Here is a 13002-nt window from a genome sequence, read left to right as displayed (position 1 = left end):
GTCCCGGGGTCGCCGCGTGCACGTTGCCGGTGGCCACCACGGGCAGGTGGTGCTCGGCGGCCAGCCCCGCCAGCACGTCGTTCACGGTGGAGTCGGTCGGCCCGCCGTGGTGGGTGAGCTCGACGTCGACCGCGTCGGCGCCGAACAGGTCGACCAGACGGCGCAGTGCGCGGGACGCGTCGGCCGGGCCGCCGGTGGCGAGCGCCTGGCGCACGAAGCCCTTGCGGCAGCCGGTGAGCACGTGCCAGTGCCCGCGGCCCTGCTCGGCCAGCTGCTCGAGGTCGTAGACCGGTCGGCCCTTCTCGTCGCCGGCCAGCTGCGCCTCGGTGATGGCGGAGGCCAGCCGGTGGTAGCCCTCCACACCGCGGGCGAGCACGAGCAGGTGGCTGCCCTCGGGGTCGGGCACCCCCTGCTGCGGTGCCGTGAGGCCGAGCGACAGCTCCGCGCCGAAGACCGTCGGCAGGCCCAGCTCCTGTGCCGCCTCGGCGAAGCGGGCCACACCGTAGAAGCCGTCGTGGTCGGTCAGGGCCAGCGCCTCCAGCCCGAGGTCGACGGCCTGCTCGACCAGGACCTCGGGGGCGCTGGCGCCGTCGAGGAAGCTGAAGTCGCTGTGGCAGTGCAGCTCGGCGTACGGCACGGTCGGCGCCTGGTCCGCGCCGTCCTGCCACCGGCCGCCACCGTCCGTGGCGTCGGGAGCCCGGTAGCGCGCGCGCTTACGGCTGAACGCGGGACCGTCCCCGCCATCGGGGAAGCGACCGTCGACGGGGTCGGGTGCCAGGTCCTCGGTGCCGGGCACCGGGCCGCGCCGGTCGGCACGCCGGTCCTGCGGGAGGGCGTGCGCCGGACGTCCGGAGAGCCGCGCCTCGAGCTCGCGCCAGGTGACGTCGGGGTTGTTCCAGCCCATCAGCGCCTCCCCCTCCCCCGCTGAGCGTGACGTTTGCGGGGTGCGGACGCGCTCACGGCCCCGCGAACGTCACGCTTAGCGGGGAGGGGGGGCGTGAGGCGGTCAGTCATAGCGCGCCTCGGTCCACCAGGTGCCGTTCTCGACGACCATGAGCCAGGCGGTCCCGTCGACACCGACCACCTGGAAGCGGGCCACCCGACGGGCGGCGGCCTCGTCCCACCAGAGCTCGTCGACGGGCCAGGGACCGGCCCACGACGCGACGGGACGCCACTGCTCGTCGCCCGTGGCGCGGAACCGCACCGGCTCGCAGCTGATCGCCCCGCGGCCGTCGACGCCGACCACCCGGTCGCCCGGTCCGACGACCTGGGCCGGCCTCGGGGCGGCGTACACGGTGGCCGGCGCCGGCGGCGGCACCGACCCGGGCCACGGGGCACCGACCGCCCGGGCCGGCTGCGCCTGCTCGCCCCACGTCGTCAGCAGGCGGCGGGCAGCCGGTGCCCGACCACCCTGGACCTGGGCCGCGAGCACCCCGTCGTGCCCGACCAGACCCTGCACCCGGGCGATCCCCCGCTCGACGCGCTCGTCGTCGGCAGCCCGGGTGCCGGCCCCGAACAGCACCGGGGCGTGCTCGCCGACGGGCGCGACCGTCTCGGGCACCAGCCGCACGCCGCCGACCGGTCCGGGCAGCACCGTGCCCTGCAGCTGCCAGCGCACCCGGTCGACGACGTCGACGGCACCGAACCAGCGCGGGTGCGCCCAGCGTCGGGTGGAGGCGACGACACCGTCGACCTCGACCTCGATCCCGAGGGCGGTGCACACGACACCGCGCTCGGCCAGGCGGGCGACGAACCGCTCGGCCACCGAGCGCAGGCTGAACGCGACGGTCTCGGAGCTGGAGACCGGCGGCTCGAGCGCGAGCACGCCGCTCAGCTCGGGCGGCACGTCGCGGCGCGCGAGCAGCCGGGGATCCTGCCCCGAGGCGAGCCGGTGGAGCAGACCACCGTGCGCCCCGAACCGGGTGTGGACGTCGGAGGGCCGCAGCGCCGCCAGGTGCGCGAGGGTGGTCAGGCCCATGCGGCGCAGCAGGCTGACCACGTCGGGCGACTCGAGCACCTCGACCGGGAGCGGGGCCAGGAAGGCGGCGTCGGTGCCGGGCTCGACGACGTGGACGTCCTGCGGGGCAGCCCGGCGGGCGGCCTGCTCCGCGGCGAACAGGGTGTCGGCGACGCCGAGCCGCACGTCCCACACCGCGAGCGAGACGACGCGCTCGGCGACGACGGCCGCCGCCTGCTCCTCCCCGCCGTAGAAGCGGGCCGGCACGGGCAGCGCGCACAGCCCGGGACGCAACGGCGTGACCGCGGGGCTGAGCTCCTCGACGCCGAGCAGCACCTCCTCGAACGAGCGTGCCTCGACGTCGGGACGGTGGTCGGCCAGGTGCAGCTCGGGGCAGCGCGCCTGGGCGTCGCGACGACGCATGCCCCGCCGCACCCCCTCGACCCGCGCGGCGTGGTTGCACGCGAGCACCTGGCCGCCCTCGAGCACGGCACCGGGCTCGTCGCGCGGCAGGTCGGGCAGGGCGGCCCGCACCGGCCAGTCGGGGCACCACACCACGAGGGTCCTCATCCGGCGCTCCGCACGACCGCGGGCTCACGCCGGCGCACGGGTGCGACGTCGGGGCGAGCCTGCTGCACGGTGAGGTCGGCCGCGGGCAGCAGCAGGTCCCGGGTGCGGCGCGGTGCCGCGCCGCGGTGGAGCGCGACCGTGACCTCCCGCGAGCGCAGGTGCCCGTCGCCGGCGCCCGGGCCTGCCCAGCGGGCGGTCTCGAGGGTGAGCCGGGCGTCGCAGCGCGGCCAGTCGCCCCACGGGACGAGCACGCAGCCCTGCTTGCGCAGCCGGGCCCCGAGGCGGGACGCGTCGCCCTCGCCGACCGCCGCGGACGGGCGGACGACCACGAGACCCACCACGTCGACGAGCGCGGCCGTGACCTCCAGCCAGCGGTCCTGCGGGTCGGGCACCAGCACCGTGCGGTGCGGGTCGACGCCCATCGCGACCGCAGCCTCGACCCCCAGGTCGGGTGCGCCGACCACCGCGCACCACGTGCCGGCCGCCGACGGACCGGCCATGAGCAGCAGGGCCAGGCTGGCCGAGTCGACGCCGTACACCCCTCCGGTCTCCAGGCTCAGCAGACCCTCGAGGGCCGCGTGCGTGGGCACCGACTGGCGGGCAGGAGCGCCCTGCATCCGCTCGACCTCGCGTCGCAGCTCGGCGACGACCTCGAGGGCGGGACGGGCGGTGGACACCCCACCATGATCGAACAGATGTTCGAACGAGTCAACTGGATCGACGCACCCCGCGCCCGGTCAGCCGGGCGCGGGGCGAGCCTCAGACGTCGTCGCCGGCCTCCACCACGCCGAGCGGGATCGACCCGCCCGGGATGGCGTCGAGGAGCATGCGCGTGTAGTCCTCGCGGGGGTTCTCGAACACCTCGGACACGGTCGACTGCTCGACGACCTTGCCGTTCTGCATCACCAGCACGTTGTCGGCGATCTGCCGCACGACCGCGAGGTCGTGGGTGATGAACAGGTAGGACAGGCCCAGCTCGCTCTGCAGCTCGTTCAGCAGCGTCAGGATCTGCGCCTGCACCAGCACGTCGAGCGCCGAGACGGCCTCGTCGCAGATGACGACCTCCGGGTCGAGCGCGAGGGCTCGGGCGATCGCCACGCGCTGGCGCTGGCCGCCCGAGAGCTCGTTCGGGTAGCGCGTCATGACCGAGGCCGGCAGTGACACCTTGTCGAGCAGGTCGCGGATCTTGGCCTCGCGCTCCTTGGCCGTGCCGACGCCGTGCAGCCGCAGCGGCTCCTCGATCGAGCGGTAGATGGAGTACATCGGGTCCAGCGAGGCGTACGGGTTCTGGAACACCGGCTGCATCTGGCGCCGCAGCGCGAGCTGCTGGTCCTTCTTGCGCAGGGTCGTGATGTCGACGCCGTCGAACTCGACGCTGCCGCTGGTCGCGTCGAGCAGACCGAGGACCATACGGGCCACGGTCGACTTGCCCGACCCCGACTCGCCGACGATCGCGGTGGTCGTGCCGCGCTCGAGCTGGAAGGAGACCTGGTCGACCGCCGTGAAGTCGGTCGACTGCCCCGGCCGGCTGCCGCGGATCTTGAAGACCTTGGTGAGGTCCTTGGCCTCGATGATCGTGCCGCGGCCCTCCCCCAGCTCGTCGTCGTGGGTCGCGACCTCGGCGGCGATCTCGGCCGCCGTCTGCACGGCCTGCTCACGGACCTCGGCGCGGGCCTCCACCGACGAGAGCCGCTGCGAGGCGAGCGACGGTGCCGAGCTGACGAGCCGCTTGCTGTACGGGTGCTGGGGGTCCTGCAGGATCTCCAGCGCCGGCCCGGACTCCACGACCTGCCCGCGGTACATGACCACGAGGTGGTCGGCCCGCTCGGCCGCCAGCCCGAGGTCGTGGGTGATGAGCAGGACCGCGAAGCCCAGCTCGTCGGTGAGCCGGTCGAGGTGGTCGAGGATCTGCTTCTGGACCGTCACGTCGAGCGCCGACGTGGGCTCGTCGGCGATGAGCAGCTTCGGCCGCGCGGCCAGGCCCATCGCGATGAGCGCACGCTGGCGCATGCCGCCGGAGAACTCGTGCGGGTACTGCTGGGCCCGACGGGCCGCGTCGGGCAGTCCGGCCTCCTCGAGCAGCTCGACGACGCGGGCGTCGGCGGCCTTGCCCTTGGCGACGCCGTTGGCCTCGAGCGACTCCTTGATCTGCGTGCCCACACGCCACAGCGGGTTGAGGTTCGACATCGGGTCCTGCGGCACGAGGCCGATGGACGAGCCGCGCAGGGCGACGATGTCGGACTTCTTCGCGTGCGCGATGTCCTGGCCCTCGAAGAGGATCTGGCCACCGGTGATCCGTCCGGTGCCGGGCAGCAGGTCGATGATGGCGTGCGCCGTCGTCGACTTGCCCGAGCCGGACTCTCCCACGATCGCGACGGTCTGACCGGGGTAGACCGACAGGTTGGCGCCGATGACGGCGGGCACCACGGTCTTCTTGTCGGCCGCGAAGCCCACGTGGAGGTCCTTGACCTCCAGCAGCGGCTGGTCGGGGTTCAGGTCGCGGCTCATCGCTTCTTGGCCTTCGGGTCGAGGGCGTCGCGCACGGCGTCGCCGAGGAGGATGAAGCTGAACACGGTGAGCGCCAGCGCTCCGGCCGGCCAGAACATGGTGCCCAGCCGCTGCCCGGCCCGCACCTGGTTCTGGGAGGCCGCGATGTCGTTGCCCCAGGACACGATGCTGGTCGGCAGCCCGAGGCCGAGGAACGACAGCGTCGCCTCTGCCACGATGAACACACCGAGCGAGACCGTCGCCGTGACGATCACGGGAGCCAGGGAGTTCGGCACGACGTGGCGGAGCAGGTTGCGCCGCGGCGTGGCACCGAGCGCACGCGCGGCGTCGACGAACTCCTGCTGCTTGGTCTCGATGACGGCACCGCGGGCGATACGCGTCACCTGGGGCCAGCCGAAGAGTCCCAGGGCGAGCACGATCGCGAGGACCGACCCCCAGAAGCCACGGTCGGGCCAGACGTTGTTGAGCGCCGACAGCAGCACGATCGCGGCCAGCAGCAGCGGGATGGCGTAGAAGATGTCGCCGACGCGGGAGATGAGCGTGTCGAAGATGCCGCCGTAGAAGCCGGCGACGGCACCCGTCACGAGGCCGAGCAGGGCGACGATGAGCGTCGTGAAGACGCCGACGGCGACCGAGGCGCGTGCCCCGTAGATGACGCGCGAGTACACGTCGCAGCCCTGGCGGTCGAAGCCGAGCGGATGACCGGGCGAGGAGACCGCCAGGCTCTTGCCGGGCTGGCAGAAGCTGGGGTCGTTGCTCGTGAACAGGCCCGGCACCGCGATGACCACGGCCAGGAACACGAGGAGCACGGCCGAGACCCAGAACAGCGGGTTCTTGCGCAGCTGCTTCCACGCCTCCTTCCACTGGCTCTCCGGCGGGGCCGTGGTGTCGAGTGCGCCGACGTCGTGCAGCGGGGTGTCCTCCAGGCGGGCGAGGTAGCGCTCCTGCCCGGGACGGATCTTCGAGCGACGGCCGTCAGGCATAGCGGATCCTCGGGTCGAGCCAGGCGTAGAGCAGGTCCACGACAAGGCTGGTGAGCACGTAGACGAGCACCATGATGGTGACCACCGAGACGATGGTCGGGGTCTCGCCGCGTCGGACGGCCTGGAAGGCCAGGTTGCCGACGCCGGGGACGTTGAAGATGCCCTCGGTCACGACCGCGCCGGCCATCAGGCCGCCCAGGTCGGCGCCGAGGAACGTCACGACGGGGATGAGGGAGTTGCGCAGCACGTGGCGGCGGTTGACCTGCCCGTCGGGCAGACCCTTGGCCCGGGCCGTGCGCACGTGGTCGGCGGTGAGGTTCTCGATCACCGACGTGCGGGTCAGGCGCAGCACGTAGGCGAACGACACGAGACCGAGGACGATGGCCGGCAGCAGCAGCTCACGGAACGTCGCCTGCGAGCTGACGAGCGCCGGCAGCGCCCCGAGCTTGATGCCGACGATCAGCTGCAGCACGAAGCCGAAGACGAAGATCGGGACGGCGATGACGAGCAGCGACACCACGAGCATCGTGGAGTCGAACAGCTTGCCGCGGCGCATGCCCGCGTAGAAGCCGGCAGCCACGCCGAGCACGGCCTCGATGACGAGGGCCATGAAGGCCAGCTTGATGGTCACGGGGAACGCGCGCTGGACGAGGTCGATCACCGGCTGGCCGCTGAACGACGTGCCGAAGTCGAGGGTCACCGCGCCCTTGAGGAACAACAGCCACTGCACCAGGAACGGCTTGTCGAAGTTGTACTGCTCGCGCAGCGCCTGGTAGGTGCCCTCGGGCACGGGCTTGTCGCCGAACAGCGCGACGATGGGATCACCTGGTCGCAGGAACACCATCGCGTAGATGAGCAGCGTCGCTCCGAGGATCACCGGGATCGCTTGGAGGAGACGCTTACCGACGTACCACCACATGGGCAGGACTCCTTGTCTGAAGGGGGCGGCGGTGCCGCGACCCGTCCCGACGATACGCCGGGGCACGAGGCACCACCGAGGGACCCGGACGCACCTGTGGGGCAACACCTGAGGTGTTGCCCCACGGGTGGTCGTGCGGGCGCCGGAGCTACTTCTTGGTGATGAGGTGCAGCTCGGGCTGGTTCTGCCAGTTGAACTCGACGTTCTCGACGTTCTTCGAGGCGGCGGCAGCCACGTTCGAGTACCACAGCGGGATGGCCGGCAGGTCCTTGAAGAGGACCTCCTGGGCCTGCGACTGCAGCTCGTAGCGCTTGTCCTCGTCGGGCTCGCCGGCGATCTTCGTCATGAGGTCGTCGAACTCCTTGGAGGAGTAGTCGCCGTCGTTGGACCCGGCCTTGGTCTGGTACAGCGGGGCCAGGTAGTTGAAGATCGACGGGTAGTCAGGCTGCCAACCGGTGCGGAAGGCCGTCTTGATCGTGCGGTTCGTGACGTCGGAGCGCAGCTCGTCGAACGTGGCGTAGGCCTGGCCCTTGGCGTCGATGCCGAGGTTGTTCTTGAGCTGGTTCGCGATCGCGTCGACCCACTCCTTGTTGCCGGCGCCGTCACCGTTGTAGGCGATGACGAACGAGCCCTTGAACGGGGCGATGTCGTCGGCCTGGGCCCACAGCTTCTTGGCCTCGTCGGCGTCGAAGGTCAGCACGTCGCTGCCCGGGATGTCCTTATCGAAGCCCGGCATGACGGGCGCGGAGAAGTCCACGGCCGGCGTGCGGGTGTCGTCGAAGATGTTCTTGGTGATCTCGGGGCGGTTGATGGCCTTGGAGATCGCCTGACGACGCAGACGGCCCTCGTCGTTGGTGCCGAAGCCGGGCAGTCGCTCGGGGATGGTGACCGAGCCGAAGACTGAGCCGGGCTCGGAGATGGCCTGGACCGAGCTGTCGTCCTGGAAGGTCGACAGGGCGCTCGGGGGCACGGCGTCGAGGACGTCGAGGTCACCGGTCTGGACGGCGGTGTACGCCGTGTCCGGGTTCGTGAAGAACTTCAGCGTGACGCCGCCGTTCTTGGGCTTGCGGACGCCGTCGTACTCCTCGTTCGGGACGAGCTTGATCTGGACGTCGTGCTCCCAGGCACCCTTGCCGTCCATCTTGTACGGGCCGTTGCCGATCGGGTCCTCGCCGTAGGCCTTGATGTCCTCGAACGCGGACTCGGGCAGCGGGTAGAACGCCGAGTAGCCCAGACGCGCCGGGAAGTCGGCCTCGGCCTGGTTGAGCTCGATCGTGAAGGTCTTGTCGTCGACGACCTTGAGGCCCTCGAGCGTCTTGGCCGTCGGCTTCTCGGCCTGGACGGCGTCGAAGCCCTTGATCGGGTAGAAGAAGTAGCTGTTGAGCTGCTTGTTGGTGCTGAGCGCGCCGTAGTTCCACGCGTCGACGAACGACTTCGCGGTGACCGGCGTGCCGTCGGAGAACTTCCAGTCCTTCAGCTTCACGGTCCAGGTGACGTTGTCGTCGGACTCGATCGACTCCGCGACCTCGTTCACGCTCGAGCCGTCCTTCTGGTACGAGACCAGACCGGCGAAGAGCAGGTCGACGGCGCGACCGCCACCGGTCTCGTTCGTCGACGTGGGGACGAGCGGGTTCTGGGGCTCGGTGCTGAAGTTGGTGATCACCGAGTCGGTGGACCCGGAGTCGTCACCGCCTCCACCGCAGGCCGCCAGGACGAGGCTGCCCGCGGCGAGCAGGGCTACGCCCGCGACGCGAGTACGTCGGGAGAGACGCATGGATTCCTCCTGTGAAGATGGGTGCACGCAGTCGCGTGCGCCCCTATTGCTATCACCGGCGGACGGGCCTTCGACAGGCCTCGGAGGGGACTTCACCAACTTGCAACCTGATCAGGATGGGCCATGATGCGTGGCTCTCACGGGCCATGGACGCACGAGGGGCCCCGGACCGTGCGGTCCGGGGCCCCTCGTGGTGGAGCGGGTGGTGATCAGCCCTTGCGCGACTTCGCGGCCTCGGTGGCCTGCGGCAGGACCGTCTTGAGGTCGCCGACGACGCCGAAGTCGACGAGCTCGAAGATCGGAGCCTCCTCGTCCTTGTTGACGGCGACGATCGTCTTCGACGTCTGCATGCCGGCGCGGTGCTGGATGGCACCGGAGATGCCGTTGGCGACGTACAGCTGCGGCGAGACCGTCTTGCCGGTCTGGCCGACCTGGAAGCTGTGCGGGTACCAGCCGGAGTCGACGGCGGCGCGCGAGGCGCCCACGGCGGCACCGAGGGTGTCGGCGAAGGCCTCAACCTCGGAGAAGTCGCCGCCGGTGCCACGGCCGCCGGAGACGACGATCGCGGCCTCGGTCAGCTCGGGACGACCCGAGGCGGCCTTCTCCTTGGTGGAGACGATCTTGGCGCCCTTGGCGGCGTCGGAGACGTCGACCGAGACGGCCTCGACCGTGCCGGCGCCCGAGGCGGCCTCGGGGGCCACGGAGTTCGGCTTGACGGCGATGACCGGGATGCCCTTGGTCACCTGGGCGTCGACCGTGAAGTTGCCGGCGAAGACCGACTGCGTCGTGGTCACGGTGTCACCGTCGACCGACACGTCGACGGCGTCGGTGATGAGGCCCGACTCGGTCTTGAGCGCGACACGGGCCGCGATCTCCTTGCCCTCCGTGGTGGAGGGCACGAGCACCGCGGCGGCGGAGGCGTCGGTGACGATCTTGGTGAGCGCCTCGGCCTTGGGGCCGACGAGGTACTCGCCGTAGACGGCGTCGTCGAGCTGGTAGACCTTCTCCGCGCCGTGCTCGGCCAGCGAGGCCGGGACGTCGGCGCCGAAGACGACGGCCGACGGCTCGCCGATCTTGCGGGCGATCGTGAGGAGCTCGAGGCTGGGCTTGGTGGCGTTGCCGTCGACGACGTCGACGAGCACGATGACTTCGGACATCTCTCTACTCCTGCTCAGACGAACTTCTTGGAGGCGAGGAACTCGACGAGCTTCGTGCCGCCGTCGCCCTCGTCGGTGATGATCTCGCCGGCCGTGCGCGGGGGACGCGGCTCGGTGGTGACGACCTTGGTCCAGGCGGCGTCGAGGCCGACCTCGGACGCGTCGACGCCGAGGTCGGACAGGTCCCACTCCTCGACCGGCTTCTTCTTGGCGGCCATGATGCCCTTGAAGGACGGGTAGCGGGCCTCGCCGGTCTGGTCGGTGACGCTCACGACGAGCTTGCCGGAGCCCTGGATCTCCTGCGTGGCGACGTCACCGTCACGCTTGATCGTGACGCTGTCGCCGTCGACGCTGATCTCGCCGCCGAGGGTGACCGCGGGCAGGCCGAGGCGCTCGGCGACCAGGGTCGGGACGACGCCCATGCCGCCGTCGGTCGAGGCCATGCCGAAGAACACGAAGTCGTACTCGAGCTTCTCGAGCGCCTTCGCCAGCACGAGCGAGGTCGCGAAGGCGTCGGAGCCGGCGATCGCGTCGTCGTTCACGTGCACGCCCTTGTCCGCGCCCATCTGCAGGGCCTTGCGGACGGCGTCGGCGGCGTCGTCGGGGCCGACGGTCAGGACGGTGACCTCGCCGTCACCCTCCTCGACGACCTTGAGCGCCTGCTCGACGGCGTACTCGTCGAGCTCGGAGAGCAGTCCGTCGACGTTCTCACGGTCGACGGTGTTGTCGGACGAGTCGAAGGTGCGGTCGGCCGTGGCATCCGGCACGTACTTCACCGCGACGACGATGTTGGTCACGAGGACCCTCCTGTGGTCGGGGACGCGGCGTTCTACGCCGCGCTGTCGGGGACGTCCACCTTCCCACGTGGTGCTCCACGAGGTGAGGGCAGCCTTGCACGCAAGGTTACCGGCGAGTTACATACCGGGGCCAGGCGCGTCACCCATGGTATAGGTCACACGTCCGGGACACCTGTCGTCGCAGGCCTCGCGGGTCAGGATCGAGCGGGCCGGTGCAGGAGCGACGGGGCGAGCACGCCGACCGCCAGGTAGGCGACCGATCCCCCGCCGTAGGCCACGAACGACTCCTTCGCGGCGGCGTTCTCGCCGCTGAAGGAGACGAGCCCGCGCAGCGGCTGCGTGAGCGGGTCGGCGACGGTCGCGACCGACTGCAGCACGCCCGTCGACGGGTCGAACCCGAACGCCACGAGCAGCGCCGCGAGCGCGAGCGTGACCGACGCGACCAGGCCGAGGACGCCCAGCACCACGCCGACCAGTCCGACGACGCGACGGGCGGTCGACGGACCCTCCTGCGGGACCGAGGGCGGCTCGGGCACGTCGTCGGTGCCGGAGTCGTCACGACGCGCCACGGCCGCGGCGGCCTTCGCGCGGCGACGCTCGACGCGGTCCGCGCGACGCGCACGCGACGGTCGCTCCGTCGGCGTCGCCTCGACGGACGCGCCGTCGGTCGCGGCTTCGACCTCGGTGCCGGCCCCGGCCTCGGCGTCGCTCTCGGTGTCGGTGTCGGTGTCGGTGTCGGTGTCGGGGCGACGATCCGTCGCGGCGGGCGCCGGGACGTCGGCCACCGCGGGCACCACCCGGGTCTCGACGACGTCGGCGGTCTCCTCCGTCGGAGCCTCCGGTTCCTGGACGGCGACGGCTCCCACCGCCTCGAGCAGCGCGGTGTCCTCCTGCGACGTCGAGGGCTCGGCCTCTGCGACGGGCTCGTCGACGGGGCCTTGGCCTGGGCGGCCTCCTCGGCGAGCCGCTTGCTCTCGGCACGCTCCTGCTCGCGCTCCTCGGCCTCGGCCGCCGACTGCTCGGCCTCCAGCTGCTTGACCTCCTCAGCCCATACCCGTTCGCGCTCGCGCTCCGCGGCAGCCTCCTCGCGGGCGCGGGCGCGCTCCTCGCGGGCGCGCTGCTTCTCGGCCTTCGCCTCCGCACGTCGCTGTGCACGCTCACGCTTCGCGGCGTCGCGGCGGGCCGCCTTGGCCTCCCGCGAGCCGGGTGCGGGGTCGGTCTCGGGTCGGCGCTCGGGCGTGTCGAGGGCTGCCTCGGCCCTCGCCAGCGGATCCGGGCGCGGACCGCCGTGGGTCGCCGCGATCCACGCGAGAGAGCCGGGCACGAGGTCCTCGTAGGAGCGCGTCACGCCGGGCGTCTGCGCCGGCGCGGCAGCATCGTCCGACGCAGGCGCGTCTGCCGGCACCGCAGCGTCGGACGACGTGTCACCATCGCCGTCCGCCTGCGCGGACGGCGCGTCCAGACCGGCGACGATGGCGCCGGCCGTCAGGTACTCAGGATCGCCGGATGACCCTTTTTTTGGTCGGGGGGACGGCTGCCCCGGGTCCGTCGCTCACCTCCGACGAGGCGTCGGGACCGACCTGGCTGGACGGCTCGTCGGCCGTCGACCTCTCCTCGACGAACTCCGCCACGGCGGGTGGCTCGAGCTCCGCGAAGCTCGGCACCTGCTTGGCCGACTGGTTCGCCGCGACGATGTGCGCCTGGGCGACGCGTTCGGCCTCCGCCTCAGCGGCCGCCACCCACTGCATCGCGGTGGCCTCGGCCTCGGCCAGCTTCTCCTCGGCCGCCGAGCGTGCCGCAGCAACGGCCTGCGTCAGACGCTCCTGCGCGTCGAGCTTGGCGCGCTGCACGACGCGGTCGGCCTCGGCGCGCGCCTCCTCGATGCGGCGCTGGGCGTCCTGCTCGGCCCGTTCGCCCACGGCTCGTGCCTCGGACTCGGCCTGGGCGATCCGGGCTGACGCCTGCTCCTCGGCCTCGGCGAGCTTCCGCTCGGCCTCGACACGGGCCTGCTCGGCCTCCTCCGCCTGACGACGCGCCGCCTCCTCACGCGCGGCGGCTGCCGCCCGCGCTGCGTCGGCAGCCTCGGCGGCCACGCGCTCGGCCTCGGCCTGCGCCGTCCGCACGCGCTCCTCCGACACCCGCTCGGCCTCGGCCAGCTTGGCCGAGGCCTGGTTGCGCTCGTCCTCGGCCTGCCGGGCGAGCTCGGCCGCCTCCGCGGTGACCCGCTCGACGTGAGCCCGTGCCTCGTCGCGCTCGCGCGCCAGCTCGGCCGCAGCCTGCTCGTGGCGCTCGGCGGCCTCCGACGCCAGCCGCTCGGCCTCGGCCCGCTTGCGGCCC

Annotated in this window: 10 protein-coding genes and 1 pseudogene; all 11 read right to left on the bottom strand. The window is 72.0% G+C overall.

From position 1 onward, the window contains the following. A partial coding sequence (locus A6Q79_RS09220; RefSeq protein ID WP_317697910.1) for a PHP domain-containing protein occupies window positions 1–904 on the bottom strand: 904 nt, incomplete at its 3' end. A 102-nt stretch (window positions 905–1006) separates the two neighbouring features. Then, a complete protein-coding gene (locus A6Q79_RS09215) occupies window positions 1007–2527 on the bottom strand; it encodes a DNA polymerase Y family protein (RefSeq protein WP_286689988.1) in 1521 nt (506 codons plus the stop codon). Further along, window positions 2524–3204, bottom strand: coding sequence for a hypothetical protein (locus tag A6Q79_RS09210; protein WP_236749842.1), 681 nt, complete (start codon window positions 3202–3204; stop codon window positions 2524–2526). Before A6Q79_RS09210 ends, A6Q79_RS09215 begins: the two co-directional genes overlap by 4 nt. An 82-nt stretch (window positions 3205–3286) precedes the next feature. Further along, window positions 3287–5035, bottom strand: coding sequence for an ABC transporter ATP-binding protein (locus A6Q79_RS09205; RefSeq protein ID WP_067856388.1), 1749 nt, complete (start codon window positions 5033–5035; stop codon window positions 3287–3289). Further along, window positions 5032–6018 (bottom strand): ABC transporter permease, encoded by a 987-nt coding sequence (locus A6Q79_RS09200; RefSeq protein ID WP_286689989.1) that lies wholly within the window; start codon window positions 6016–6018, stop codon window positions 5032–5034. Before A6Q79_RS09200 ends, A6Q79_RS09205 begins: the two co-directional genes overlap by 4 nt. Beyond that, complete coding sequence (locus tag A6Q79_RS09195; RefSeq protein ID WP_067856382.1) at window positions 6011–6937, bottom strand: ABC transporter permease; 927 nt, start codon at window positions 6935–6937, stop codon at window positions 6011–6013. Before A6Q79_RS09195 ends, A6Q79_RS09200 begins: the two co-directional genes overlap by 8 nt. Window positions 6938–7085: 148 nt before the next feature. Then, the gene (locus tag A6Q79_RS09190) at window positions 7086–8711 is read right to left on the bottom strand and encodes an ABC transporter substrate-binding protein (protein ID WP_067856379.1); all 1626 of its coding nucleotides are present in this window, start codon (window positions 8709–8711) and stop codon (window positions 7086–7088) included. Window positions 8712–8920: 209 nt separating this feature from the next. Further along, window positions 8921–9868, bottom strand: a complete 948-nt coding sequence (locus A6Q79_RS09185) for an electron transfer flavoprotein subunit alpha/FixB family protein (RefSeq protein ID WP_286689990.1) — start codon at window positions 9866–9868, stop codon at window positions 8921–8923. A gap of 14 nt (window positions 9869–9882) precedes the next feature. Further along, window positions 9883–10665 (bottom strand): electron transfer flavoprotein subunit beta/FixA family protein, encoded by a 783-nt coding sequence (locus tag A6Q79_RS09180; protein WP_067856373.1) that lies wholly within the window; start codon window positions 10663–10665, stop codon window positions 9883–9885. A 194-nt stretch (window positions 10666–10859) separates the two neighbouring features. Next, entirely contained in the window at window positions 10860–11531 is a 672-nt protein-coding gene (locus A6Q79_RS09175; protein ID WP_317697905.1) for a hypothetical protein, read from the bottom strand. A gap of 627 nt (window positions 11532–12158) precedes the next feature. Next, a pseudogene (locus tag A6Q79_RS09170) lies at window positions 12159–13002 on the bottom strand (hypothetical protein); the annotation flags it as partial.

Origin of the sequence: Aeromicrobium sp. REDSEA-S32_B7 (assembly GCF_001626145.1) — a bacterium.
In the GTDB taxonomy this organism is placed as follows: domain Bacteria; phylum Actinomycetota; class Actinomycetes; order Propionibacteriales; family Nocardioidaceae; genus Aeromicrobium; species Aeromicrobium erythreum.
The sequence above is the reverse complement of the archived record's forward strand: the minus strand, read 5'-3'. Positions and strand labels throughout refer to the sequence as shown.

What these genes read in the sequence shown, in the direction of transcription:
- A6Q79_RS09215 (WP_286689988.1), bottom strand. Translation starts at nt 2,527, where the DNA reads ATGAGGACCCTCGTGGTGTGGTGCCCCGACTGGCCGGTGCGGGCCGCC.
- A6Q79_RS09205 (WP_067856388.1), bottom strand. Translation starts at nt 5,035, where the DNA reads ATGAGCCGCGACCTGAACCCCGACCAGCCGCTGCTGGAGGTCAAGGAC.
- A6Q79_RS09200 (WP_286689989.1), bottom strand. Translation starts at nt 6,018, where the DNA reads ATGCCTGACGGCCGTCGCTCGAAGATCCGTCCCGGGCAGGAGCGCTAC.
- A6Q79_RS09195 (WP_067856382.1), bottom strand. Translation starts at nt 6,937, where the DNA reads ATGTGGTGGTACGTCGGTAAGCGTCTCCTCCAAGCGATCCCGGTGATC.
- A6Q79_RS09190 (WP_067856379.1), bottom strand. Translation starts at nt 8,711, where the DNA reads ATGCGTCTCTCCCGACGTACTCGCGTCGCGGGCGTAGCCCTGCTCGCC.
- A6Q79_RS09185 (WP_286689990.1), bottom strand. Translation starts at nt 9,868, where the DNA reads ATGTCCGAAGTCATCGTGCTCGTCGACGTCGTCGACGGCAACGCCACC.